This window comes from Klebsiella sp. F11, from assembly GCF_056712265.1.
In genome coordinates, this window is sequence record NZ_CM160060.1 from 2355866 (window position 1) to 2382020 (window position 26155).

22 protein-coding genes and 3 pseudogenes are annotated in these 26155 nt (G+C 55.1%); 16 read left to right on the forward strand and 9 right to left on the reverse strand.

Features of this window, described 5'->3' with window-relative positions:
• Positions 1-13 precede the first annotated feature (13 nt).
• The 5 genes from AC1M2H_RS11650 to AC1M2H_RS11670 all read right to left on the reverse strand — a co-directional run bounded on the left by AC1M2H_RS11650 (position 14) and on the right by AC1M2H_RS11670 (position 3632).
• Positions 14-682: an ABC transporter permease gene (locus AC1M2H_RS11650; protein ID WP_480151466.1), complete on the reverse strand. Its 669-nt coding sequence runs from the start codon at positions 680-682 to the stop codon at positions 14-16.
• The gene (locus AC1M2H_RS11655) at positions 682-1311 is read right to left on the reverse strand and encodes an ABC transporter permease (protein ID WP_480151467.1); all 630 of its coding nucleotides are present in this window, start codon (positions 1309-1311) and stop codon (positions 682-684) included. Before AC1M2H_RS11655 ends, AC1M2H_RS11650 begins: the two co-directional genes overlap by 1 nt.
• On the reverse strand, positions 1304-2392 hold the full coding sequence (locus tag AC1M2H_RS11660) for an ABC transporter ATP-binding protein (RefSeq protein ID WP_480151468.1): 1089 nt from the start codon (positions 2390-2392) through the stop codon (positions 1304-1306). The genes AC1M2H_RS11655 and AC1M2H_RS11660 overlap by 8 nt, the downstream gene beginning before the upstream one ends.
• A gap of 177 nt (positions 2393-2569) precedes the next feature.
• Positions 2570-2890 (reverse strand): AzlD domain-containing protein, encoded by a 321-nt coding sequence (locus tag AC1M2H_RS11665; RefSeq protein ID WP_480151469.1) that lies wholly within the window; start codon positions 2888-2890, stop codon positions 2570-2572.
• A 1-nt stretch (position 2891) separates the two neighbouring features.
• The gene (locus tag AC1M2H_RS11670; protein ID WP_480151470.1) at positions 2892-3632 is read right to left on the reverse strand and encodes an AzlC family ABC transporter permease; all 741 of its coding nucleotides are present in this window, start codon (positions 3630-3632) and stop codon (positions 2892-2894) included.
• Between the two features lie 131 nt (positions 3633-3763).
• On the opposite strand from AC1M2H_RS11670, the gene AC1M2H_RS11675 reads away from it, so the two are divergent.
• Positions 3764-4588, forward strand: a complete 825-nt coding sequence (locus AC1M2H_RS11675; RefSeq protein ID WP_480151915.1) for a helix-turn-helix transcriptional regulator — start codon at positions 3764-3766, stop codon at positions 4586-4588.
• A 13-nt stretch (positions 4589-4601) separates the two neighbouring features.
• Here the strand turns inward: AC1M2H_RS11675 and AC1M2H_RS11680 are convergent, their stop codons facing one another.
• Positions 4602-5300 carry an RluA family pseudouridine synthase gene (locus AC1M2H_RS11680; RefSeq protein WP_480151471.1) on the reverse strand — a complete coding sequence of 233 codons (699 nt, stop codon included), beginning with the start codon at positions 5298-5300 and terminating at the stop codon, positions 4602-4604.
• Positions 5301-5407: 107 nt separating this feature from the next.
• On the reverse strand, positions 5408-6301 hold the full coding sequence (locus AC1M2H_RS11685) for a LysR substrate-binding domain-containing protein (RefSeq protein WP_480151472.1): 894 nt from the start codon (positions 6299-6301) through the stop codon (positions 5408-5410).
• 314 nt (positions 6302-6615) lie between these two features.
• On the opposite strand from AC1M2H_RS11685, the gene pckA reads away from it, so the two are divergent.
• From pckA to AC1M2H_RS11710, 5 genes and pseudogenes are all read left to right on the forward strand, one after another.
• Complete coding sequence (pckA, locus tag AC1M2H_RS11690) at positions 6616-8259, forward strand: phosphoenolpyruvate carboxykinase (ATP) (RefSeq protein WP_480151473.1); 1644 nt, start codon at positions 6616-6618, stop codon at positions 8257-8259.
• Positions 8260-8771: 512 nt separating this feature from the next.
• On the forward strand, positions 8772-9269 hold the full coding sequence (gene tssB / locus AC1M2H_RS11695; RefSeq protein ID WP_480151474.1) for a type VI secretion system contractile sheath small subunit: 498 nt from the start codon (positions 8772-8774) through the stop codon (positions 9267-9269).
• A gap of 37 nt (positions 9270-9306) precedes the next feature.
• Positions 9307-10857, forward strand: a complete 1551-nt coding sequence (tssC, locus tag AC1M2H_RS11700; RefSeq protein ID WP_480151475.1) for a type VI secretion system contractile sheath large subunit — start codon at positions 9307-9309, stop codon at positions 10855-10857.
• A 13-nt stretch (positions 10858-10870) separates the two neighbouring features.
• Complete coding sequence (tssK, locus tag AC1M2H_RS11705; protein WP_480151916.1) at positions 10871-12214, forward strand: type VI secretion system baseplate subunit TssK; 1344 nt, start codon at positions 10871-10873, stop codon at positions 12212-12214.
• Positions 12211-12504 (forward strand): annotated as a pseudogene (locus tag AC1M2H_RS11710) (DotU family type IV/VI secretion system protein); the annotation flags it as partial. The gene tssK and the pseudogene AC1M2H_RS11710, both read left to right, overlap by 4 nt.
• Positions 12505-12513: 9 nt before the next feature.
• Here AC1M2H_RS11710 and AC1M2H_RS11715 read toward each other — a convergent pair.
• Positions 12514-13700, reverse strand: a protein-coding gene (locus AC1M2H_RS11715; RefSeq protein ID WP_480151852.1) for an IS3 family transposase whose coding sequence is annotated in 2 segments (ribosomal slippage) — positions 12514-13424 and positions 13424-13700 — 1188 coding nt in all. Because the reading frame shifts where the segments join, the coding sequence is not laid out codon by codon here.
• Positions 13701-13708: 8 nt separating this feature from the next.
• On the opposite strand from AC1M2H_RS11715, the pseudogene AC1M2H_RS11720 reads away from it, so the two are divergent.
• The 10 genes and pseudogenes from AC1M2H_RS11720 to AC1M2H_RS11765 form a co-directional block, all read left to right on the forward strand.
• A pseudogene (locus AC1M2H_RS11720) lies at positions 13709-14113 on the forward strand (DotU family type IV/VI secretion system protein); the annotation flags it as partial.
• The gene (locus AC1M2H_RS11725; protein WP_480151476.1) at positions 14110-15822 is read left to right on the forward strand and encodes an OmpA family protein; all 1713 of its coding nucleotides are present in this window, start codon (positions 14110-14112) and stop codon (positions 15820-15822) included. The pseudogene AC1M2H_RS11720 and the gene AC1M2H_RS11725, both read left to right, overlap by 4 nt.
• 3 nt (positions 15823-15825) lie before the next feature.
• On the forward strand, positions 15826-16317 hold the full coding sequence (locus tag AC1M2H_RS11730; protein WP_480151477.1) for an Hcp family type VI secretion system effector: 492 nt from the start codon (positions 15826-15828) through the stop codon (positions 16315-16317).
• Between the two features lie 176 nt (positions 16318-16493).
• Positions 16494-19145: a type VI secretion system ATPase TssH gene (gene tssH, locus AC1M2H_RS11735; protein WP_480151478.1), complete on the forward strand. Its 2652-nt coding sequence runs from the start codon at positions 16494-16496 to the stop codon at positions 19143-19145.
• A complete protein-coding gene (locus AC1M2H_RS11740) occupies positions 19142-21658 on the forward strand; it encodes a type VI secretion system Vgr family protein (protein ID WP_480151479.1) in 2517 nt (838 codons plus the stop codon). The genes tssH and AC1M2H_RS11740 overlap by 4 nt, the downstream gene beginning before the upstream one ends.
• Positions 21655-22293 carry a hypothetical protein gene (locus tag AC1M2H_RS11745; RefSeq protein ID WP_480151480.1) on the forward strand — a complete coding sequence of 213 codons (639 nt, stop codon included), beginning with the start codon at positions 21655-21657 and terminating at the stop codon, positions 22291-22293. Before AC1M2H_RS11740 ends, AC1M2H_RS11745 begins: the two co-directional genes overlap by 4 nt.
• Positions 22290-22811, forward strand: coding sequence for a hypothetical protein (locus AC1M2H_RS11750; protein WP_480151481.1), 522 nt, complete (start codon positions 22290-22292; stop codon positions 22809-22811). The genes AC1M2H_RS11745 and AC1M2H_RS11750 overlap by 4 nt, the downstream gene beginning before the upstream one ends.
• A gap of 425 nt (positions 22812-23236) precedes the next feature.
• Positions 23237-23734, forward strand: coding sequence for a hypothetical protein (locus tag AC1M2H_RS11755; protein WP_480151482.1), 498 nt, complete (start codon positions 23237-23239; stop codon positions 23732-23734).
• A gap of 288 nt (positions 23735-24022) precedes the next feature.
• A pseudogene (locus tag AC1M2H_RS11760) lies at positions 24023-24478 on the forward strand (type VI secretion system Vgr family protein); the annotation flags it as partial.
• Between the two features lie 110 nt (positions 24479-24588).
• Positions 24589-24903, forward strand: a complete 315-nt coding sequence (locus tag AC1M2H_RS11765) for a hypothetical protein (RefSeq protein WP_480151483.1) — start codon at positions 24589-24591, stop codon at positions 24901-24903.
• A 231-nt stretch (positions 24904-25134) separates the two neighbouring features.
• Here AC1M2H_RS11765 and AC1M2H_RS11770 read toward each other — a convergent pair.
• A protein-coding gene (locus AC1M2H_RS11770; RefSeq protein ID WP_480147878.1) for an IS5 family transposase occupies positions 25135-25940 on the reverse strand; the annotation gives its coding sequence in 2 pieces (ribosomal slippage) (positions 25135-25587 and positions 25590-25940; 804 coding nt in all).
• Positions 25941-26155: the final 215 nt, after the last annotated feature.

The following is a 26155-nucleotide window of genomic DNA, read 5'->3' on the forward strand; positions in this document are numbered from 1 at the left end:
GGGTGATAAAAAATTAATGCTCCGGAGTGCCGATGGTATGGGTGAAGCGCCGGTCAATCAGTGAAAAGAGCAGCTCGCTGCCGATGGCCAGCAGGGAGACCACCAGCGCACCGGCGATGACCTGTGGAATATCGCGCTGGCCGAGGCCGTCAATCAGAAACCGCCCGAGGCCGCCCAGCCCCGCATAGGCCGCGACGACGGCGGTGGCGATCAGCTGTACCAGCGCGGTGCGCATCCCGGCAAAAATAAGCGGCGCGGCCAGCGGGATCCGCAGCTGCCAGAGGCTTTGCAGCGGCGTCATGCCCAGCGCCTTCGCCGCATCGCAAAGCTGGCGGTCGGCGTGATAGATCCCGACCCAGGCGTTGGTCAGAATCGGCGGAATGGACATGGCGACCAGCGCGGCGAAGAGCGGAATATCGTTAAAGCCGAATAGAAGAATGCTCAACAGAATTAATCCCAGCGCCGGAATGGCCCTGCCGATATTAAATAAGTTAATAATGACAAAGGCGCCTTTACGCCAGTAGCCAAGAGCGATGCCGGTGGGCAGGGCAATGGCGGAGGCGATCAGCATGCTCAGCGTCACATAGTAAATATGCTCCCGCAGGCGTACCAGAATACCGTCGTCGGCGAGCCAGTGTTCGGGCTGCAAAAACCAGCGCAGCGTGGCCTGTATGATATCCATCAGCGTGTCCAGGGCGTAAGCCAATAGCCAACGCGGGCTATCAGCGAGTCAAATAACAGCGACAGCGCGAGGCTCAACGCCAGGCTGACAATAACAGGAGTAATAAAATCCTGGTTAAACCCCGCCAGCAGCAGCTGTCCCAGCCCGCCCTGGCCAATAAGCGCGGTCACCGTCACCAGCCCCACCACGGTGACGGAGGCGATGCGCAGGCCGGCAAAAAGCGACGGCGCCAGCAGGTGCAGCTCGATATCGAAAAAGCGATAGCCGCGGGTGTAGCCCAGCGCGCGGGCCGACTCCAGCACCGCCGCCGGCAGCTTCTCGATGCCGGCAAGGGTATTGCGCAGCAGGATCAGCAGGGAGTAGAGCGTCAGGCCGATGACCGAGGTGGTCAGCGACAGGCCGGTAAACGGCAGCAGTAAAATGAACAGCGCCAGTGAGGGGATCGTAAACAGGATCCCGCAGAGATAGAGCAGGGGCTGCGCGGCCCGCGGCCAGCGCAGGGTCAGCCCAATCAGTAATCCCGTCAGCAGGGTGCCAAAAAACAGCGGAATAGCCACCAGCTGGGTATGCTGCCACAGCAGCGCGCCAATCATCGTTCGGTTATCGAGGATCCACTGCCAGTCAACCATAGCGACGAATTTCCACCAGACCGTCCAGCACGCGCTGGAGCAGGGAGTACGAAATGGCGCCCTGATATTTACCGCTCTCATCGACGCGTACCAGCACGCCGCCCGGCGCATCCAGCAGCGCGCTGTAGGCAAAACGCAGGCTGTGCAGCGCCGCCAGCGGCTGGGTGATGGGCAGCGAGATGCGCCTGTGCGGATCGAACCACTGCAGCGGGCGCTGGTGGCTATCGAGGATCAGCTGCAGCGGGCTGCTGAGCGTTGGGTGGCGGCTGGCGATAGGCGCATAGTGTTCATCGACCAGCGCCACGTCATGGCGCGGGATCTGGCCGACCTGAATCATGCCGAGGCGCTTAAGGTTGGGCTCGGGACCGATAAAGCGGCGGACAAACTCGCTGGCCGGGTGCGATAAAATATGATCCGGGGAGGCAAACTGCGCCAGCACGCCGCCCTCCGCGAAAATGGCAATCCTGTCGCCCAGGCGGATGGCCTCGTTAATATCGTGGGTCACCAGCACGATCGTTTTATGCAGGCGCTGTTGGAGCAGCAGCAGCTCGTCCTGCAGGCGCTCGCGCACCAGCGGGTCGATGGCGGCAAAGGGTTCATCCATCAGCAGCACCGGCGGGTCGGCCGCCAGCGCCCGGGCGATGGCGACGCGCCCCTGCTGGCCGCCGGAGAGCTGGTGCGGATAGCGCTCAAGCAGCAGGCGGTCCAGCGACATTAAATCGACCAGCTCGGCGATGCGCGCGCGGATCTGCGTTTTATTCCAGCCGAGCAGGCGCGGCACCGTGGCGATATTTTGCGCCACCGTGCGGTGCGGAAATAACGCTGCGCTTTGCATCACAAAACCAATTTTGCGCCGCACCTGGATAATATCGCTGTCGGCTATTTTCACCCCCTGCACGTAGACGTGGCCGTCATCCGGCTTATCGAGCTGATTAATCATGCGTAATATCGTGGTTTTGCCGCAGCCGCTGGGGCCAACAAAGGTACACAGCTCGCCGCTATTAATCGTCAGGTTTAGGTTGCTAATTGCCGCATGCGCGCTGCCGGGGTAGGTCTTATAAATATTTTCGAGTCTAATCATTTGCTGCCGTCGCGCCCTGAAGTTTATTTCATGGAAAGCATGAATTAACTACAAGCTACAGAGGCGGTGATTAACGAGCAAATATGATATTTGCATTTGCAATGCTGCTATTTGAATTTAACGCGCCGGGGAAAATTGATAATGAAAAGGCCACGACTGGCGTGGCCCATTGGCGAATTAAAGCAGCAGGTAGCCGAGTGCGGAGAACGCGACCATGCCGGCAATCACCGTGGCAAACAGGCTGCGGGTGAAGATGCCGGCCACCGTCGCGGCGGCGGCGGCCAGCAGCGAAATGCTGATGCCCGAGGCGCTCAGCGCCGGTTTGCCGAGCAGCTCGGCGGCAATAATCGCCGCCATAATGGCTGACGGAATAAAGCTCAGCCACTGCTGGATAACCGGCGCCAGGCGAAAGCGCGAAAGCAGCAAAACGGGCACCGTGCGCATCAGCGCGGTGACCAGCGCGGAGGCGAGAATGGCGAGGAGGATATTGCGTTCCATCTTATTGTTCTCCTTTGGACGTCAGACGCAGCCCGAGCGTCGCCAGCGTTGCCGCGACCGATGCCGCCACGATGACCACCACGCTCATATCTGCGCGGCCGGCGGTGAGTAGCGTGATAACTACCGCCGTGGCGATGCTGAAGGCTTCCAGCGCCTTGCGGCGGCTGGCGAACCAGATCATCAGCACCAGCCCGATAAACATCGACACCAGGCTGAAGCTCAGCCCCTCCATCAGCGACGGCGGAAGGGCGGAGGCTAAGCCTGCGCCGACCACGCAGGCGAGGATCCAGTTCAGCCACGCGGCGACATTCAGCCCGAGCATCCACGCGTAGGGCACTTTGTTGTGCGCGCTGCCGCGCTGGACCGCGACGCCGAAGGTTTCGTCGGTCAGCAGCAGCCCGCTGATAATTTTTTGCCCGCTGCTGTATTCCCGAAAGAACACGCTCATGGCGGAGCTCATCAGCAGGTAGCGAAGGTTCACCAGCAGCACGCTCAGCACCACCGAGGCGACTTCGGCGCCGGTGGCCCATAGCGAATAGAACAGGAACTGGGCGGAGCCCGCGTACAACGCGCTGGCCAGTAAAGCCGTCTGCGCGGTGGTGAACCCGGATAATGTGCCGATCGCCCCGGCGGCAAACCCGATGCTCCAGTAGCCGGGGATGGTGGGCAGGCAGGCGATAATCCCTGCGCGAAACTCCGTCGCGGCCTCATTCCTGGGCGAGGTCTTCTTGTTCATCAACATCAAATAGTCCCGAATTGTCCGTCACTGAATGATAATCTTAAGAAATCGTCAGGATCGCTATAGTAAAATCCTGCTCATTGGCTGAAATAGCAATATTGCGCAATAAAAAGGGTGCCGAGGTGGCGAAAGAGATACGGGATGATATCAGGCTCTGGCGGGATAGCGAGCTGCACGGCGGGATGGAGATCCTTCGCGCCTCCTGCTACGAGCATAGCTATCCGCCGCACTTTCATAATGAATATGTGATTGCCGCTTTCGCCCGCGGCGCCCAGCGCACGCGCATCTGCCGGGAGCGCGGTATTGCGGCGGCGGGGACGGTGATGGTGATCATGCCTGGCGAAGTGCACACCGGCGAAGCGGTGCAGCGCGATGAAGGCTGGGATTACTGCGCCTTTTATCCTTCGGCGCAGCTGATTGACGAGGTGGCCGCAACGGTACTCACCGGCAGCGGCGAGGTGAATTTCGGCGGCGAGGGGATGCGGCACGACCCGCTGATGGCCCGCAGCATGCTGCAGGCTTCCGCGGTGCTGGGCGCCAGCCGCGACCCGCTGGAAAAAGAGTGCCTGATGTACCAGGTGCTGAATATGCTGGTGGGGCGCTATGCCGGACGCAGCGCCCGCGGCGGCCGACGGGACGCGATCCGCGCCGACATTCGGCGCGCCATCGAGTTTTTACACTGTGCTTATCAGCAGCCGCTGGCGGTCAAGGAGATTGCCGGGGTTGCCGGGCTGAGCGAGTTCCATTTTATGCGCACCTTCCAGGCGCAGACCGGGCTATCGGTCCATCAGTACCTGACGCAGCTGCGCCTGGTCAGAGCCAAAGGGCTGCTGGCGAAAGGCTTCGGCGCCGCGCAGGTGGCGACGGACGTCGGGTTTTACGATCAAAGCCACCTGATTAAATACTTCCGCCTGCATTTTGGTATCACCCCCGGCGCCTTCGCGACCTCATCGATATAGGCGGTGGCAGGCTTCAGAACGGGCTGGCGCTGCTGGCGTTGATTAACTCTCCGCTGACCGGGTGGGTAAAGCGCAGCTCGCTGGCGTGCAGCATCAGGCGCGGCGTGCTTTCGGTACCCGGTAGCAGCAGCCCGCCGTAGAGATCGCAGCCTAAAATAGGGTGCCCCGCAAACTGGCAGTGAATGCGCAGCTGATGGGTGCGTCCGGTCTCCGGGGTGAGCCGTACGCGGGTCAGCGGCAGCAGCGTCCCGTCTTCAGCCGGGCGATGCAGGCGCTCAAGCACTTGAAAGCGGGAGCGGGCCGGCTTGCCGCCGGTCGCGCAAATAGTCATCAGCGGAAACAGCGCCGGGTCTTTGGCGATGGGTGCGTCTATCACCCCTTCGTCATCGGCCAGGTGTCCGCACAGCAGCGCGCCGTATACCTTACTCACCGTACGCTGGCTAAACTGCCGGCAGAGGGCGGCGTTGATGGCCTTGTTGCGGGCAATCACCATCAGACCGGAAGTCCCGAAATCGAGACGATGAACCAGGGTACAGCCGGGAAAGATCTGAACTAAGCGATGGTGCACCGAGTCGAGATTGCGCGGGTTTTTCCCCGAGAGGCTGAGCAGGCCGGCGGGTTTGGCGATCAGCAGCAGATGGTCGTCCTGATAGAGGACCTCAATCTCCGCATGGCACGGCGGGGCAATAAAGGTATCAACAATCGTGGACATCGGGCGGCTCGCCTGCAGAACGGGGGAGCGGATGATAGCGGATTTTCAGCCGGCTGGCGAATACGCTATTGAGCCGGCAATGAGCGCAAATACGCCGATTGCACCGCTCAGGACTGCCGGGCATCCCGGGATTTAATATGCTGCCAGAAGCGCTCGGCCGACTGGTTAAGCCGCGAGCCGGAACGATACATATAGGCGCCGATCGGCAGCGAGAGCGCGGGGTCCATAATCGCCAGACGGCCCTCATCGAGCTCGCGCTGGATAGAGTATTGCGGCAGCCAGCCCACGCCGTCGCCGTTGAGGATCATGCGCTTAAGCAGCTCGCTCATCGAAGAGACGAAGGTCAGCGAGAAGGTGATCCCCGGCGTGCGGTCAATGACCTGATTGACCTGGCGCCCCATATAGCTATCGTTGGCGTATCTCATCAGCGGCAAAACGCCGCGGTGCAGATGAAATAGCGGTCTGCCGCTCTCATCGCAGGGCGAAACCAGGTGCACCGAGGAGTCAAAAATTTTGTGGTTAATAAACGGATAGTTCATTAACTCTTCATTATAAAACGACAGAATAAAGTCGCTCTTACCCTCTTTAAGGTTAAATACGGCTTCGTTGACGTTAATCGATTCAACGTGGAAGGTTTTATTTTTTATATCGGTGTAGCCGGCGATTAATTCCGGAAGGACTAAAACCGAGAGCGACGGAGCGGCATCGATTCTTATTTTCTGGGTGGTGTTATTGAGCCCCTTAATGCGACTAATCTGAAAGTCCATATCATCCAGCATATTTCGCGCGTAGCCGACGAAAATTTTTCCGCGGGTGGTGAGCTGCAGCGGGTTAACCCCACGATCGAAAATGCTGAAACCCAGCGAGGCTTCAAGCGCCTGAATCCTGCGGCTGAAGGAGGATTGCGATATATTTCTGGTTTTAGCCGCAAGGGTAAAGCTTCTGGACTCCTCCAGAGCAATGACATCGTACAGCCACTTCACTTCAAGATTCGCCAGCACCGACCCGTTCCTTGCGCTCTATTTAATGCTATGCAATTTTAGCATAACGCATAGAAACTATGCAATTAACATAACTAACCACAGGTGTTAACATTTTTTCTGAAAATTGAGCGTATTCCTTAGCCGTAAATATGCATGCCGGAAAAGCACGGGCGATACCCTACGAGCATCGTTATAAAATCGCTGCTCCAGGCTGCTGATCCTGTTATTTCGTTTTACTGTGGTTTCCTCTCGACCGGAATTCACAGAAGAGCGCAATAATGGGCTGAAATAAAGAATACATCTTACCTAGCCAGCCGTTTGTCAGGAGTTCCATGCCACATATCGAATTAGTAAAACAGGCTCTGCTGGAGCTTGGTATTAAGGATAGCAGCGAGTTATTTTATAACCCCGATTACGACCTGCTGATTGCTCATGAAACCAGCCCTGAGCTCACCGGTGCGGCGCGCGGCGTAATGACCGCATCCGGCGCGGTGGCCGTTGATACCGGAATATTTACCGGACGTTCGCCGCGCGACAAATATATCGTCAGGGATGACCTGACCCGCGACACCGTCTGGTGGTCTGATGCCGGCCTTGGCCGCAACGACAACAAACCGTTAACGCCGCAGATTTGGGACAGCCTTAAAGCGCGGGTTGCCGGCCAGCTGAGCGGCAAAAAGCTGTACGTCGTTGATGCCTGGTGCGGGGCAAGCCCCGATACGCGTCTCGGCGTGCGCTTTGTCACCGAAGTGGCGTGGCAGGCCCACTTCGTCAAAAATATGTTTATCGTTCCCAACGCTGAAGAGCTGGCGCAGTTCACGCCGGAGTTCGTGGTCCTCAACGGCGCGGGCTGCACCAACGACCGGTGGCAGGAGCAGGGCCTTAACTCTGAAAACTTTGTCGCCTTTAACCTGAGTGAGAAAATTCAGCTTATTGGCGGGACCTGGTACGGCGGAGAGATGAAAAAAGGGCTCTTCTCGGTCATGAACTATCTGCTGCCGCAGCAGGGCATTGCTTCGATGCACTGCTCGGCCAACCGCGGCGAAGAGGGCGACGTGGCCCTGTTCTTCGGTCTTTCCGGTACCGGCAAAACGACCCTTTCCACCGATCCGCTGCGCCAGCTTATCGGCGACGATGAACACGGCTGGGATGACGACGGCGTCTTCAATTTTGAGGGCGGCTGCTACGCCAAAACCATTAACCTCGATCCGCAGGCGGAGCCGGAAATTTATCAGGCGATTCGCCGTAATGCGCTGCTGGAGAACGTGGTGGTCCGGGCTGACGGCACGGTGGACTATGCCGGCGGCAGTAAGACCGAAAATACCCGCGTTTCATACCCGCTGTCGCATATTGAAAATATCGTCAAACCGGTCTCTCGCGCCGGCCATCCGGCGCGGGTGATTTTCCTCGCCGCCGACGCCTTCGGCGTGCTGCCGCCGGTGTCGCGTCTGACGACCGAACAGATGCAGTACCATTTCCTGTCGGGCTTCACCTCGAAGCTGGCCGGGACCGAGCGCGGCATCACCCAGCCGACGCCGACTTTCTCCGCCTGCTACGGCGCGGCGTTCCTGCTGCTGCACCCAACGCAGTACGCCAGCGTGCTGGCCGCCAAAATGGCGGAAGCCGGCGCGGAAGCCTGGCTGGTCAATACCGGCTGGAATGGGGAAGGTAAGCGTCTGTCGCTGCGCGATACCCGCAGCATTATCAGCGCAATCCTGAACGATACTACGGGCCCTATGCGTACGGAGACGATTCCGGTGTTTGGCCTGGCCATTCCGCAGAGCATCCCGGGCGTTGACAGCGCGATTCTCGATCCGCGCAGCGGCTGGAGCTCCGCCGACGGCTGGCAGGATAAAGCCGAAAGCCTGGCCCAGCTGTTTATCGATAACTTCAGGCAATATAGCGATACCGAGGCCGGCGCGCGCCTGGCTCTGGCGGGCCCAAAACTTGAGCCGTCCGCCGCTGCGGCGAACTAATTCGCGCTGTAAATAGCGTAGCCCGCTCTAAACCCGGATGGCAAAGCGTTTGCCTTCCGGGTTTTTTCGTTTTTGCAAACCGGCGGACGCGCTTTAGCGACCAACGTCGGCCGCGCCGGCTTTCGCCTGCCCGTCCCTTTAATCAATGCCATTCCTTATGTCAATATCGCCGACGCCTCTCCTTGTGACGCTTTAAATGTCCGACACTGGACTTGAAAAATATTATTTTATTATTTCATTTATTAATTTGGTATTCTCATTGCTGTCGTGAATGTTATTTATTTTTGTGGTGTGGGTTTTTTAAAATAAATATTGGAAGGTGCCAGGTGCGCCAGGCCTGTTATGTCGGGCTTATGGCGCAGGGTCGCTTTTAATTAGTGATTAACGTTACAGGTTATTTGAGTTTTTCACACTTTACGTCGCGCTGGATTTAGCGTAAAAACAAAAGGCCATATCCTCTATAGCGACAATATTCAGGTTAAGTGATTAATTCATTCAGGAGATAAGTATATATGTCTGAATCATTTCAGAATGAAATACCTCGTGCGCGTGTAAATATAAAGCTGGATCTTTTGACAGGGGGAGTTCAGAAGAAAGTTGAGCTCCCGTTAAAGCTCCTGAGCGTGGGTGACTTCAGCAACGGCAAGGCAGAGGGCACGCTCTCCGAGCGCGATAAGATCGACATCAACAAGAACAATTTTAACAGCGTGCTGGCGAATCTTAATCCCGAAGTCAACCTCAGCGTTAAAAACACCCTTGCCAACGACGGTTCTGAAGATAATGTGAAGCTGTGTTTTCAGAATATGAAGGATTTTGAGCCGGAGGCGGTGGCGCGTCAAATTCCACAGCTGCGGGCAATGCTCGCGATGCGTAATCTGCTACGCGATTTAAAATCAAATCTTCTTGATAATATGACTTTCCGGAAAGAACTGGAAATCATCTTAAAAGATCCGGCCCTTTCCGCAGAGTTGCGTAATGAGCTGAATGCGCTTGCCCCGGCCCAGGATTAATTACTGGAAGTTTTTATCACGGAATAATGACGAGTAAATGCTAATGTCAGTTAATAACGAACCCCAGAACCAGGCGGGTGGCGCCGTTGTCGAAAAATACCTGCCGCAGGGTGGTGTATACGCCTCACTGTTTGACAAAATTAATTTAACGCCGGTGGCTGAACTCGGTGATTTAAACAGTTTTGATGATACCACCGTGATGGCGGAAACCTCCGCCGACGCGCGCGTGACCGCCGCGGTAAAAGTGTTTATGCAGTGTCTGCAAAAATCCGGGCACAAAGTGGAGAAGCTGGATAAGACGATCCTCGACCATCATATTGCGGAGCTGGATTTCCAGATCGGCCGTCAGCTTGATGAAATTATGCATCACGAGGATTTTCAGCGCGTTGAGGGCGTCTGGCGCGGACTCAAATCGCTGGTGGATAAAACCGATTTTCGCCAGAACGTCAAGCTGGAGCTGCTCGATTTGTCGAAAGAAGAGCTGCGCCAGGACTTCGAGGACTTTCCGGAAATAATTCAGAGCGGGCTGTATAAGCAGACCTATATCGCGGAATACGACACTCCGGGCGGCGAGCCTATTGCCGCGGTTATCTCCGCGTATGAGTTTGATGCCTCGGCGCAGGATGTAGCGCTGATGCGTAATATCTCAAAAGTCTCCGCCGCTGCGCACATGCCGTTTATCGGCTCCGCGGGACCGAAATTCTTTTTAAAGGAGAGCATGGAGCAGGTGGCGGCCATCAAGGATATCGGCAACTACTTCGATCGCGCCGAATATATCAAATGGAAAAGCTTCCGCGAAACCGACGACTCCCGCTACATCGGCCTGGTGATGCCGCGCGTGCTGGGCCGTCTACCGTATGGCCCGGACACCGTGCCGGTGCGCAGCTTCAACTACGTCGAAGAGGTGAAGGGGCCAGAGCACGACAAATATCTGTGGACCAACGCCTCCTTCGCCTTTGCGGCAAATATGGTGAAAAGCTTCATCAACAACGGCTGGTGCGTGCAGATCCGCGGGCCGCAGGCCGGCGGCGCGGTGCAGGACCTGCCCATTCACCTGTATGACCTCGGCACCGGCAATCAGGTAAAAATTCCGTCAGAGGTGATGCTGCCGGAAACCCGCGAATTTGAGTTCGCCAACCTCGGCTTTATTCCGCTTTCCTATTACAAAAACCGCGATTATGCCTGCTTCTTCTCGGCGAACTCGGCCCAGAAACCGGCGCTGTACGACACCGCGGAGGCGACCGCAAACAGCCGGATTAACTCGCGCCTGCCCTATATCTTCCTGCTGTCGCGTATCGCGCACTATCTGAAGCTTATTCAGCGTGAAAACATCGGCACCACCAAGGACCGCCGCCTGCTTGAGCTGGAGCTCAACGCCTGGGTGCGTAGCCTGGTGACCGAAATGACCGACCCGGGCGATGAGCTGCAGGCGTCACACCCGCTGCGCGATGCAAAAGTGGTGGTGGAGGATATAGAGGACAACCCGGGCTTCTTCCGCGTGAAGCTGTTTGCCGTGCCGCATTTCCAGGTCGAAGGCATGGACGTCAATCTGTCGCTGGTTTCCCAGATGCCGAAAGCGAAAGCGTAATTTAGGGCGGAAGCTGATGAAAACGGAACAACCGTTATGGGCTCGGGGGATCATGGTCTCCCCCCAGCACTTCCAGCAACAGGCCGCGTATACGGCCTGGTCTCTGGAATGCGTCGCCCGACAGGGCCTCAATCATCCCTGGGGGATGATTGAGGCGACCTTTGAACCGGACGTGCTGAAGCTCGGGCGGCTGCAGGCCCGTAAGCTGCATGTCCGTTTTCAGGACGGTACGCTTATCGATACGGACAATGCGGATGCGCTGCCGTCGGCTTTGTCGCTGGACGACGAATCTCATGACGTGGTGGTGGTGCTGGCTCTGCCCCTGCTGCGGGCGAATGGCGGTAACTGCCTGAAACCCGATGAGGTGGCCGAACGTCCGGCACGCTACCGTCAGCGCTGGCGGGACGTGCGTAACCAGTTTGGCGAAGACACCCGCCAGATTGCGGTGCTGCAGCCGGAACTGACTCTACGCTTTGCTCATCAGAACAACAGCGATTATCTGACCTGCCCGGTGGCCCGTCTGCAGCAGGATTCGCAGAGTGTCTGGACGCTTGATGACCGTTTCCTCCCGCCGCTGCTGTCCGTACAGAGCAGCCGCTGGCTGGTGACCCAGCTCGAACAGCTGATGGCCCAGCTGCGCGCCCGTCTGACCCGTCTGATGGCTATGCGTCGGGAAAGCAATGCGCGGATGGCAGATTTTGCGGTGGCCGACGTGTCCCTCTTCTGGCTGCTCAATGCCCTGAACAGCGCGGAACCGGTGCTCGGCCAGTTTCTGCGCTATCCGCAGAGCCCGCCTGAGCGACTGTATCCGGAACTGGCGAGGCTTGCCGGCAGCCTGCTCACATTCTCCCTTGAGCATCAGGTCAGCGCTATTCCGGTCTGGCAGCACGAACGGTTGAGTGCCGTTTTTCCACCGTTGTTTGACTTGCTCAGCGACCTGCTGGAAGCGAGTCTGCCGTCACGGGTGGTATCCGTTGAGCTTGAGTACGATAGCCGGCTGCATTTCTGGCAGGCGCGTTTGCACGATCCTCGTCTGCGCGAAGGGGCCGACTACTACTTATCCGTACGCTCCCCGATCCCGGTGGCGCAGCTGCAGGAACAGTTCCCGCGCCAGTGCAAGGTGGGCAGCCCGGATCACGTTCGGGGGATAGTCAATTCCTCTCGGATAGGTGTGCCATTGACGCCTCTGCGCCACGTGCCGGCCGCTATTCCGCTGCGTCTGGAGAACCAGTATTTCAGTCTTGATGTGTCCCATCCCCTGGCGCTCGACATGCTTGAGTGCGGCAGCTGCATGTTTTACGTCCCGGGTATGCTCGGTGAGCCGGAACTCGAACTCTTCGCGGTGCTGAGAACATGAGCGGGCATAAACGCGGTATCACCGCGTCCATTGATATTGATGCGCTGTTGCAGGACAGCTGGCTGCAGGTTATCAGCCTGCGCTATGGCCCGAGGTTTCAGGAAGGGGAAGGGCGATTACTGTGGGATCGCTGCGTTGCCGACGTCGAACGCGTCCAGCGCGCGCTGAAAGAGCGCGAGCTGGATGACGTCAGCTGCCAGCATATTCTCACTGCACAGTGCGCGCTGCTCGACGAAGCGGTCAAAGGCCGCGGCGTGGAAGATGACGCCTGCATTCGGTGGTATGACATACTGATCTGGTCAAGTTAAACAGGACACTTTTTTCTCAGCCATCTGTTCATATCGCACTGGCGATAAATACCCATTCGAAGCATGGTTTCTGTCAAGATTGTAATAACGCATATAGTCTGCAACATCACGTTTCATACCTGCCCGCGTCTGCTGCGGGATCAACAGCACCCATTCATGTTTCAAACTGCCCCAAAAACGCTCCATTACCGCGTTATCCCAGCAGGCGCCAACATCTCCCATGCTGCTTCTGAGTCCGTAACTGGTTAACTGCGTTTGGAAGCGCTTGCTGGTATACTGCGCTCCACGATCGGTATGGACGACCAGCCCTGTCGGTGGATTGCGCAGGTTGTAAGCCTGCATGAGAGCCCGGCAAACCAGCGACGATGTCATTCTCTTGTCAATGTGCCAACCGACGATCCGGCGGGAATATAAATCCATGATCGCAGCCAGGTACAACCAGCCTTCACCCGTTTTCAGATACGTAATATCACTCACCCATATCTGGTCCGGTCCGGGAGGATTGAAGTTCTGATTCAACAGATTTGGTGCAAAATCAGCCCCTTTCTTCGGTTTCGTTGTGACCTTCCAGGCACGGCGTTGCCGGCAGAGAAGTCCCTCTTCGCTCATGATTTTTCTAACGCGCCAACGACTTATGGTGACGCCTTCTTCACGGAGCTTTTTAACCAGCGTTCGGCTCCCGGCACTTTCCCGACTGGCAGAGAATAACGCCTTGAGCATCACCCTGACTGCGGTATCTTTCGACGGGCAGGCTATCGGCTTTTTTCGCCAGGCATACCATGCGGACGGGCTAATGCGCATCACGCGACAAAGCGTCCGTAGCCTGTAATTACCTGCGTTATCGAGGATAAACTGGTATCTCACGACATGTGCTTCGCAAAGAAGGCGCTCGCCTTTTTTAATATTTCCTTCTCAATGCGTAACTCTTTGTTTTCTAGACGTAGCCTTCGGAGTTCAGCTTGTTCATCTTCACTAAGCGGACTTTCATGGCGCTGGCGCGCGGCGGCGACCCAACTGCGCAATGTTTTGGCGCTGATCCCCAAAGAAGTTGCGGCACGCGCAATGGAGTAATTTTGCGTCAGCACCAGGGCCACCGTTTCCTTCTTAAATTCTGGCGTAAACTTTCGCTTCTGATTCACTAAACACCTCCATTTTGGATGTAAGTTTAGTGTCCTGATTATTCGACCACAGCATACCTCTGCAGGGGCATTTCCTCGGCACTATGGATGCCGGCGACACCCTGTGTGAACGTATGCGCGACGTGCTGCGTGAGCCTGCGCCTGACGATGCGGTTCTCACCTGCTTTCAGCGCGTCATGATGCTGGGGTTTCTCGGTGATTTCCGTTCGTTGAACGATCCCGAAAGACAGAAACTGATACAGGCACTGAGTGACCATACCTCCCCCTTCAGCTACCCACAGACCCATATGGTAATGGCTGAAAGCCGGGCAGGGCGGTTTATGGGCGGCTGGCTGTCCTCATGGCCCGTACGCATCGGCATCAGCATTCTGGCGCTCGCTGGCCTGTGGTGGGGGCTGAGCTACTGGCTCGATCAGATGCTGGCAGCCCTGCTGCCTGGGACCGTGAAATGAGTCCGGCGCAGCGGCGTGGACTTGCGCTGTGGGCGGCTCTGCTGACCGCTATCCTGTGTCTGGGGTTTCTGCCGGCATCCCGACTGTTTTCTATTCTCATGCTGCTGGCTGGGCTGGGGATAATTGCTGCAACTGGGTATATCACAAGGCGGCGCTGTGAGCAGGAAGTGCTCCTCCGGCTGGAGAATCTTCCTGAGGCCACGTATCGCCAGCCGGTAGTGCTGGTCTGTGGCGATCTGCCGCAGGTTTGGCCTGAGCAGTCTCAGGTGCTTACCGTCACTCAGGGATGCTGGATCAGGGTAGAAGAGAGTCAGAATCTGGAGCAGGTGGCCCGGCAGCTGTTATGGCTGCGTCCGAACTGGGGGCGTCAGCTTTCGGTGATGGTTAGTATCTGCCCGCAGAAGCATGCGGACAGCGAAGCCCTGACCAGCCGTCTGCTGGCCCTGCGCTGGTACATCAGCCAGCTGCGTCGTGATACCGGCCATAGCGTGTCGCTAATCCTCTGCGTCCAGGCCGGCAGCGCGATGATGAATGGCATGCTTTGGCAGGCCGCTATTCCCGGGGGCGGAATTCACGTCTGGCAAGAGTCCCCGGCACCCGGCCCCGTTTCTGCATGGGCTATGGCCGGTGACACGATGGCCATAGAACACCAGGTGCTGATGAATAGCCTGATGACCTGGTTTCACAATCATGTCAAAGCGGTGTTTACGGATAAGAATCCGGATATCCCGGAAATTGCGCCCGCCGCCATGTTATGCGGTATTGGGCCGACCCTCTCCGGCGGTCTCAGTATTTCCCTCTGGAGCAGCTGGCTGACACGACACACCGCCATGCGGCACGTCGCGGGCTGGCTACCGGTGGAGGATGGCCCCAGGGTAGCGTCTCCATTCCCGGACTTTGTCCTTCCGCACTTACCGGAAAGCCAGAGCCTCACGCCCCGCGGCCGCGCCTGGCGCTGTGCGCTCGGACTTTTCACCCTGGCGTCCGCAGCGGCCCTGCTCAGTAGCGGCTGGAACAATCGCGAGCTGTTGCACCGTGTGAGTTTCGATATAGCCCATTACTACCGACTCTCTATGGACGACTACGGTCCGAAAGCCGATGCGGTCAAGATCTTACGCCGGGACTCCGCCCAGCTGGATGGCTGGGCGCGTAACGGCGAACCGCTACAGATGAGCCTTGGCCTGTACCAGGGAGAAAGATTACGCATGCCGGTGCTGAATGCGATCCGCTCGTATGTGCCGCCGCCATCTCCGCCAAAACCGAATGCAAAGTCGGCACCAGTACCGAAAATTATCCGTCTCGACAGCATGTCGCTGTTCGATTCCGGCAGTTTTGCACTGAAAACCGGCTTCACCAAAACGTTGGTCAATTCACTGGCGGGAATCAGGGCCAAACCGGGCTGGCTGATCGTGGTGGCGGGGCACACCGATAACACCGGCAATCCGCAGCGCAATCAGACGCTGTCCCTGAAGCGTGCCGAAGCGGTGCGGAACTGGATGCGGGACACCGGCGACGTCCCGGAAACCTGTTTTGCGGTGCAGGGTTACGGCGCAAGCCGTCCGATCGCGACCAACGACACGTCGGAAGGCCGTGCGCTAAACCGCCGTGTCGAAATCAGTCTGGTACCGCAGGCCAACGCCTGCCAGATACCGGGCATCCCCCAGGCGCCATCGCAGGATGATGGCGCATCACAACACAATGGAGAGTAATTCATGGCAATTCCTGTTTATCTTTGGCTGAAAGACGACGGCGGTGCGGATATTAAAGGATCCGTCGATGTGAAAGATCGTGAAGGCAGCATCGAGGTGGTGGCACAGGAGCACAACCTGTACATCCCGACCGACAACAACACCGGCAAGCTGACCGGCACTCGCATCCACACGCCGTTCCTTTTCACCAAGGAGATCGACTCCTCCAGCCCGTACCTGTACAAGGCGGTGACCACCGGCCAGACCCTGAAATCAGCCGAATTCAGGTGGTACAAAATCAACGATGCGGGCCAGGAGGTGGAGTACTTCAACACCAGACTGGAAAACGTCAAGCTGGTGAAGGTCGCGCCGAAAATGCACGACATCAAAGATCCATCCTACGAAAAGCATAACCACCTCGAGCAGATCGAGTTGCGGTACGAAAAAATCATCTGGACCTACAAAGACGGCAACATCATTCATTCCGACTCCTGGAACGAACGCGCCACCGCGTAAGCCCAATGCGGATGGGGCAACCTGTCCGCAGTTTTCCTGAGTATCCGCCCTGCGGGTACTGAGTAAAACATCCCGTAAACGAAAAATCTGACCTGATGCGCTTTAGGTTCCTTACGACGAGGAAAAGCGATGGGCGGTAGCGTGCCTGAAGGTCCCCAGACAGCGAGTTCAAGAACATGGAAAACCCGGCAATCCTCCTGCGACGTCTCAACTCCTACTGCGCCCGCGCGATGGAAGGGGCAGCCTCCCTGTGCACCACCCGCGCGCATGCTGAAATTCTGCCGGAACACTGGCTGCTTAAGCTGCTGGAGCAGGGTGAGGGAGACCTCACGGTCCTGGCGCGCCGCTATGAATGGGATATGGACGCCCTGTGGCAGGATTTACTCGGCTGGCTGGATACGCTGCCGCGCTCGGTACGTAGCCGCCCGCAGCTGGCCGATAGCACCCAGACTCTGATGCGGGAAGCCTGGATGCGGGCCTCGCTGGCGGGTGAAGAACATATTCGCGGCGTGCACCTGCTGATGGCGCTGGTGGATAAGCCTAAGCTGGCGCGCTGCGACGGCCTGTGGCCGCTGCTGACGCTGGGGCAGAGTCAGCTGGAGCGGCTGCGTCCGCTACTTGATACGCAGTCCGACGAACGCCCGGAAGCCCAGCAGGACGCGGAGCTGGCGCAGAATGGGGGAGAGGTGCAGTTTGTCGGTCGGCCGGTCGGGGCCGGGATAAAAGAAGGTGAGCTTAATCCGGTGCTTCAGAGCGCGCTGGATAAATATACCCTCGACGTCACCGCCAGGGCGCGGGAAGGCAGCATCGATCCGGTATTTGGTCGAGATACGGAAATCCGCCAGATGGTGGATATTCTCTCCAGACGCCGCAAAAATAACCCGATCCTCGTCGGCGAGCCGGGCGTGGGAAAAACGGCCCTGGTGGAAGGGCTGGGGCTGCGCATCGCCGAAGGTAATGTACCTGAACCGCTAAAAGCCGTCAGCTTGCGTACTCTGGACCTCGGCCTGCTGCAGGCCGGGGCGGGCGTCAAAGGTGAGTTTGAACAGCGTCTGAAAAACGTCATCGACGCGGTACAGCAGTCACCGACGCCCGTTCTGCTGTTTATTGACGAAGCCCATACCATTATCGGCGCCGGCAATCAGGCGGGCGGCGCCGATGCGGCCAACCTGCTGAAGCCTGCGCTGGCGAGGGGGGAGCTGCGGACCATCGCGGCCACGACCTGGAGCGAATACAAGCAGTATTTTGAGCGCGACGCCGCGCTCGAGCGCCGTTTCCAGATGGTGAAAGTCGATGAACCTGACGATGAAACTGCCTGCCTGATGCTGCGCGGCCTGAAATCTCGCTACGCGGAGCACCATCGCGTACATATCACCGACGATGCGGTACGCGCTGCGGTTACCTTGTCGCGCCGTTATCTGACCGGCCGCCAGCTGCCGGACAAGGCCGTCGACCTGCTTGATACCGCGGCGGCGCGGCTGCGCATGAGCCTCGATACCCTACCGGAACAACTTACCCGTATCCGCATGGCGATCACCGCGCTGGAGATGGAAAAACAGGCGCTGCTGGAAGATATTGCCGTCGGGAATCACGCTGACGGCGAACGCCTGGCCATGATTGAACAGGAAGAGGTACGCCTGATTGTCGAACTTGATGAGCGGGAAACCCGGTACGGTCAGGAACTCACCCTTACGGAGCAGCTGCTGGAGAGCCGTCAGGATATCTCCCGTCAGGGCGAGACACGCGAACTGCAGCAGCGGCTATGGGATATTCAGCAAAGCAGTCCGCTGCTTTCGGTTGATGTGGATGTTCGCACCGTCGCCAATGTGATTGCCGACAGGACCGGCGTCCCGCTCTCCTCGCTGATAAAAAATGAACAGACCGAACTGCTGAACCTGGAAAGCGAAATCGGCAAACGCGTGGTGGGTCAGAATGTGGCCCTCAGCGCCATCGCCCAACGCCTGCGGGCCGCTAAAACCGGGCTGACGCCTGAAAACGGCCCGCAGGGCGTATTTTTGCTGGTGGGCCCCAGCGGCGTTGGCAAAACTGAGACCGCGCTGGCGCTGGCGGACGCGCTGTACGGCGGCGAAAAATCTCTTATCACCCTCAATTTGTCCGAATATCAGGAGCCGCATACCGTTTCCCAACTGAAGGGTTCCCCCCCGGGATACGTCGGCTTCGGACAGGGCGGCATTCTGACCGAGGCGGTACGCAAGCGCCCGTACAGCGTGGTGCTGCTGGACGAAGTGGAGAAAGCCCACCGCGACGTGATGAACCTGTTCTATCAGGTGTTTGACCGCGGCTTTATACGCGATGGAGAAGGGCGCGAAATCGACTTCCGCAACGCCGTGATCCTGATGACCTCCAACTTCGGCAGCGACCCTATCATGCGGCTGCTGGATGAACGCCCGGAAGCCACCGAAACTGATTTACATGAACTGCTGCGCCCCATTCTGCGCGGCCATTTCCAGCCAGCGCTGCTGGCCCGCTTCCAGACGGTGATTTATCGCCCGCTGAGCGAGTCTGCGATGCGCGCCATTGTGGAAATGAAGCTTAAGCAGGTAAGCCAGCGATTGCAGCGCCACTACGGCCTGGAAACTCATATCGGCGAGAGCCTGTATGACGCAATCACTGCCGCCTGCTTGCTGCCGGATACCGGTGCGCGCAACGTCGACAGCCTGCTCAATCAGCAAATCCTGCCGGTGCTGAGCCAGCAGCTGCTGGCTCATATGGCGGCGCAGCGGAAGCCAACGTCGCTGACGTTAGGCTGGAGCGAAGATGACGGTATTGCCGTGGAGTTTAGCGGATCCAGAGGAGCGGCATTATGAGTACAAATCCAAAAACCAGATTTAGCCATAACCACCACCAGCTGGCGATTAAGGGATGTAAGCCAGCGCTGGACGTGCTGGCCTTTGAAGGCCAGGAAGCCCTGAGCCAGCCGTTTAGCTACCGTATTGAGTTCACCTGCGCCGACCATAGCATCAGCAAAGAGATGATGCTGATGAAGGCCGGCTCCCTGACGCTGCAGGCCCCGGTCGATCAGGGCTTCGGCATTAAGCTGCAGCAACCGGTGCGGGTGATTCAGGGCGTAGTCAGCGGCTTTGAACGCCTCAGTACCTCCGCGGATGAAACCCACTACGCGCTGACGCTCCAGCCGCGTCTGGCGCTGCTCGATCGTTCGCACCAGAACGCTATCTACCAGGACATGTCCGTCCCACAGGTCGTCGAAAAAATTCTGCGCGAACGCCATGGCTTCAAAGGGCAGGATTTTCTGTTCTCGCTGAGCAAAGGGTACCCGCGCCGGGAGCAGGTGATGCAGTACGCTGAGGACGACCTGCATTTCATCACCCGTCTGCTGGGCGAGGTGGGGATCTGGTTTCGTTTTACCGCCGACACGCGGCTGAACATCGACGTGGTGGTATTTCACGACAGCCAGCAGGGCTACGGGAAAGGCCTGACGTTGCCATCGGTACCGCTGTCGGGCCAGCATTCGAAAGGGGTGGATTCGGTCTGGGAGATGGAATGCCATCACAACGTGGTGCAGAAGCAGGTCAGCACCCGCGACTATAACTATCGTCAGGCTAACGAGGACATGAATGCGCAGGTGGATGCCACCCGCGGGGATGCGACCACCTACGGTGATGCCTATCACTATGCCGATAACTATCTGGCGCCGGGCAGCGCATATGACCGCAACCTGGCTCCGGAATCCGGTGCCTTTTATGCCCGTATCCGCCATGAACGCTACCTGAACGGCCAGACGCGGACCCGGGCGATTACCAGCTGCCCGACGCTCTCTCCGGGTCAGGTGCTGAAAGTCACCGGCGGCTACGAAGTGGCAGACGTGTTTGTTCAGGGCGTGGTCATCACGGCCATGCGCACGCATGCCCGCCGTGACAAGGACTTTGCGGTTGATTTTGACGGCATCCCGGACAGCGTCGATTTTGGTTTCCGTTCCGAACCAGGCTCACGCCCGGTGATGGCCGGTACGCTGCCTGCCCGCGTGACCAGTACCACGGAGAACGACGCCTACGGCCATATTGATAAAGACGGGCGCTACCGGGTCAACATGTTGTTCGACCGCGACGGCTGGGAGAGCGGGTTCGAAAGCCTATGGGTGCGTCAGTCCCGCCCGTACGCGGGCGACACTTACGGCCTGCACCTGCCGCTGCTGGCGGGCACCGAAGTGGCGATTGGCTTTGAGGACGGTAACCCGGACAGGCCGTACATCGCGGGCGTGCTGCACGACTCGGCCCACGGCGACCACGTCACCATCCGCAACTACAAACGTAACGTTCTGCGGACGCCTGCGAATAATAAAATTCGCCTCGACGATGAGCGCGGAAAAGAGCATATCAAGGTCTCGACGGAGTACGGCGGCAAGAGCCTGCTGAATCTCGGGCATCTCGTCGACAGCGAAAAGCAGAAGCGCGGTGAGGGATTTGAGCTGCGCACGGATTCATGGGGCGCCATCCGGGCGCAGAAAGGGATGTTCATCAGCGCTGACGGGCAGGCAAAGGCGCAAGGGGAAGTGCTGGAGATGGGGGCGGCGGTCAGTAATCTGGGTGATGCCCGGGAACAAATGGCATGCATCTCGGATGACGCGGAGAAGGCGACCGCGGACCCGGCCGATCTGCAGGCTCAAATTAAACTGCTGGAACAGCAGCTGATGGACCTTAAGAAGTCGGTATTGCTGCTGAGCGCACCGGACGGTATGGCGCTGACCAGCGGACAACACCTGCAGGTATCGGCCGGTCAAAACCTGATCGCTACTGCCGGTAAGAATGCCGACGTCAGCGTGGCGAAAAATCTGTTCATCGGGGTGGGTAATGCCCTGAGCGTGTTTGTCCGCAAGCTGGGGATCAAGCTGATTGCGAACCAGGGACCGGTGCAGGTACAGGCGCAGAACGACCTGATGGCTCTGCTTGCTCGTAAGGAAATCAGCATTGTCAGTACGGAAGATGAAATCAAAATTATTGCGAAGAAAAGGCTGACCCTGAACGGTGGTGGAAGTTACATCACAATGGATGGTAATGCGATTGAATTAGCCACATTGGGTGATTTCAGAACCCGGGCCGGATATTACGATAGGCAAGCACAGGCGCAGAATAAACCTGAAATACCAGCTCTATCTGAAATAATACTGGATCCAAGTCAAGAGGAAATAACCGAAAGTTATATCCTTTTGGATGATGGCGAAAATCCAATTGAAAGTTATCGATACCGGTTGGGTGATTGTAAGTCTGAGTTTTTTGGTTCTGCTGGAACCTCGGAGATTATTTCTGGTGAGGATAAAAATATAACTTTTTGGCTGAGTGTTGATAGGGCGGAAAGATCATGAGTAATACAAAAGATGAGAAAATTACAGATGAGGAACGCTTGCTCGCAGCTATGGCATATGGAGAGGCATCAACGAGTAATGATGCGAATGAATTAAAAGCCTTAGCGAGCGTGTTGATCCGTCAGAGAGGTGCCAGAGGCTATACTACAATGAAGGAATTTATTGATGGGGAACCTTCTTATTCCTATGTTGTTGGTGATGGAAATGCAAAGTATAAAAAAATCACCAAGGCCAAAGACGAAGATATATATAGGGATCCTGGCATGTCGAATGCCTTGGCAGCAGCAAGAAATGCATTGGTAGATGGACCTGATCTTTCAAATGGGGCATACTTTTGGGATGGGGGAGATATAAAATCAAATTATTCAAAGCATTTTAAAGTCAAGCATGGGATTAAATTTACAGATCCTGTTCATAATATATATAACATTAATGAGTCAACAAAAATAGTAATTCTTTACAAAATTGTCAAGGTAAGAAAAATGGTGAAAGGGAAAGTTAAAACCAGCAAAGAGAAAGTTGAAATAGGACGATACGATCATGTTTATGATTCGACTGCTGCTTATGGTGGGACGATCTTTTGGAAAAATAATGATGACTATATAACCTTATCAAAAGGAAAAGCATACAAGTGATTAAGAAAATAGTTTTCCACTTCTCTCTGTTTTATTCAATGGCTGTTGCGGCTAATAGTAATATCCCATTAAATGTACTTAAAGTTTGTTTATTTCAACATTCCTCAATTGAGGGTGGTAATTATTCCCCAGTAGATATTAGTGCGGTGATAACAGATGGCGACTATTCTGCATCAGGCGAAGTACACTATGCAGAATATAATGGATTTGCTATTGGGTATGGTGCGTCTCAATCTGGGATGGCCTTTTATAAAGGGACGAAACCATATCCTTTATCAAAATCAAAAGTGATTGAAGTTGGGCTACCTATAAAAATAGTTCCTGAAGAGATAGATTATGCGGTTTCAGAATGGGGAAGTATTAAACTAAATAAGAGGGATTTTATTTGTGTCAATGTGCCATTCTCAGGCATAGGGGAAAGTGGTCAGCATCAGGACATCAGGAATGTGTTTGTGTATGACATCAAAGGTAATGATATTTATTATACTGTAGGGAATGTTCGTGGTGAAATACAGTAGTCATTGTATCGACAGAGATATGAATTCCATTAGTATTATTTAATTAGTTCTCAATCTGGGAGCGGGTCTATTAAAGCTGTGGGTTCTGATGATATTACAACAATGGAAAGTTTTGTTAATTCTTATAAATGGCATTTGCCTTCTCAAAGAAATATGGAACGACAGGGAACATATGTTATGGCTCCGGTGGAAATAATAATATAGATAATGATTTGATTACACTATATAGATCATGGGCTCTTCATCCTGGTAATAATGATGTGCTAATATCAACAAGCCAAGAGGGAATCGTTCATGGAGATGTTACAGAGAAGTAGTTTTATTTTTAAGGTGTTAGCATTGATTTGGTTTTTAATTATATGGTCTATTTTTTTGTGTGTTCGTCAGCGGACGCTGCAAAATTTGATAAATCTAAGGAGAACGAAATGTCATGTAATATTCAAGAGTCAATCCTCCAGACTATCAGTTCGACAACGAAAATCATTTCGAGAGAAAGCACTATTGAAGAACAGGCAGACAAGTACAAGGCATTTTTCGATGAAGCAACGCCTCATTATCCTAAGCGTGGTCCTGTAGTTAGATACTCACTTTCTCATCATGGAAAAATTGGAATAGACTTTTTAAAAGAGAATAACTCCAGTATCTGGAATTCAGCGTATATTTCTTTTAGGTCTATTTCTGAACATGACAAGTATTACAGTTTAGATTTTATCAAGAAGGCTCAACTAACTTATATGGGAACGTATGAGAAGGAGGGAGTCTATCCTACTGATGATGGTGGGAAGGTTGTTTACAAATTTAAAGTGTTACGTTATAGCTACAGAAATAGTGTTATTGTTGATTTTAATGTAGCTAATGGAAGGATGAGCGGGGAAGTTTATCCAATTAATTTTACTCAGGTTCATGTGTATATTAATAAGTAAATAATCGAAGCGTTTCTTTTAAATGGAAATGTGGATTGGTTTATGTGAGGGGATTTAATTGATATTTTTCTTGATTGAGAAATAAAAGGCAATAATATCTTCAGTAAATTAATTGAGCGTGTCGTCGTGTGCATGATATTCAATTTTTTGAGATGCTTGGGTTATTTTAATTATGTTTTAATCCTTATTGTGTTCGGTTGCGTCGGCACTCACCCAACAATTCTGCCTGAAAAAAACTCTCTTGAAGTTGCAACAATTAATCACAAGTACCAGGCTGTTATTGAAATGAGCCAACCGAACTTCGGGTATCTTGGCGACAGCGAGAAGCAGAAGCGTGGTGAGGGTTTTGAGCTCAGAACCGACAGCTGGGGCGCCATCCGGGCGCTGAAAGGGATGTTCATCAGCGCTGATGGTCAGACGAAAGCACAGGGCCAGGGCCAGGTGCTGGCGATGCAGCCAGCGATCAGCAATCTGGGTGATGCCCGGGAGCAGATGACATCCATCTCCGGTGACGCACAGAAGGCGACCGTGAACCCGGCCGATCTCCAGGCGCAGATCAAACTGCTGGAACAGCAGCTGACAGACCTCAAAAAATCAGTGCTGCTGGTCAGCGCACCGGACGGTATGGCGCTAACCAGCGGACAACACCTGTAGGTATCAGCTGGCCAGAACCTGATTGCCACGGCCGTTAAGAATGCCGACGTCAGCGTGGTGAAAAATTTGTTTATCGGAGTTGGTAATTCAAAACCAAAATAACATAAAGTAACTCAGGCTTAGTTACTGAACCAGATTTTAGTGGTTGCGATACGAACGATGCAAAGAAAATTTCGGTGCTTTCGTCCCCGGCTAAAAGAATGTACACACTGGGTGAAATTGCTTCCGGAAAAGCATACTTAAAAAGTAAGCGAGAAAATGTCTGTTATTTTGAAACTAAAGCTCAGACTAAACTCGTTAATGATAATAGAGATGAAAATATCCATAGTGTGCAAATAACCTGCCTTGAAAGAGCTTTTATAGCAAAAGAGTATCCCATAGGCAGTGCTGATGATCCTTTCGATAAGAAAAAGATAGAAAGTCAACTCACGTCAAGAATAAAACATAGTAATTATCCTAATCAAGGGGGGGGGCTAGCTTGTGTGGACCTGCATCATTGTTTTATTGCCTGCTGATGGACAGGCCTGATGTTTATAAACAAGCAGTTAATGAGCTTTGGTTGCACGGTAAAACTAAAATAGGCACACTGGAGATTTCACCTGGAAATGGGTGTAGACATCCCAAAGGTAGTTTTTATGATGACTACGGTAGAGAAGCAGTATATATCAGGTTAATAATAAAAAAACAGTTAAAGTACAACGTGTGATGATTGTCAGTTGTCGGGGTTCTATTGAACAGCTTAGAGCCTATCCCAATAGGATTTTGTTCCAGACAATGATGCCGCAGGCAAAATGCAACATGGCCTCGTAATTTTCGGCCTTCTTTTCCCATCGGGTCAGAACCCGGCGAAAGCGATTCATCCAGCTATGAGTCCTCTCGACAACCCAGCGATGGGCTTTGAAGTCGGTGTTTTTACCTGCATCAGACTCCTCTTTACGGGACTGGATATGCGGCTCGTAGCGGCGGCTCTGTAGATACGTTTTCAGCCAGCCAGCTTCGTAACCTTTGTCCAGGCAGAGTCTGAGTTTTTGCCCCGGACGCCCCGTCTGAAGTGCATCGAGCGTATCTGCAACCAGTTTGATATCGTGCGTGTTCGCTGCTGCAACAACCAGCGACAGAGGAAGCCCGTTGGCGTCTGTCAGCAGGCTACGCTTTACGCCTTGTTTCCCTCTGTCCGTGGGATTACGGCCTGTTTTTTTGTTCCTGACAATGGCGATTTGGTCATACAGCCGTCCATCGACAGCCAGGACCAGTCAATGCCGTCCAGATGTTCGCAGGCAAGCAAACCGTTCTGCCAGAAGCGTTCGAAGACTCCCGCATCGCGCCATTCCTGGAAGCGTCGGTGTGCAGAACTCGATGAACATATCCCGGTGGCGTTCAGGGCGTTCCACTGGCAACCGGTCCTGAGGACGAAGAATATGGCATCCATGGCAGCACGGTTATCAACGCGTCTACGATGAGTCCCCAGTGGGTGGCTGGTTTTATGCTCCGGGATGAGTGGAGCCATTTTTTCCCATAGTTCGTCGCTGATCTGCCACTTGCTACCCGCCATACATTCCCCCTCAGAAATTACCGTAACGTATTATACGATAATTCCTTTTGGGATAGGCTCTTAGTCGTGGAGAAGAGGGTGACTTTTCATCAATAACCTGGACTGAAAAAGGGGTCACTTTTGACTGGATATTACCTCCGAATTTCACAAATCTAAAGGCTCAGCTGAATCTCGATTCTGACGCCCCTGAACTGGTCTTTATACCCTGACTATGC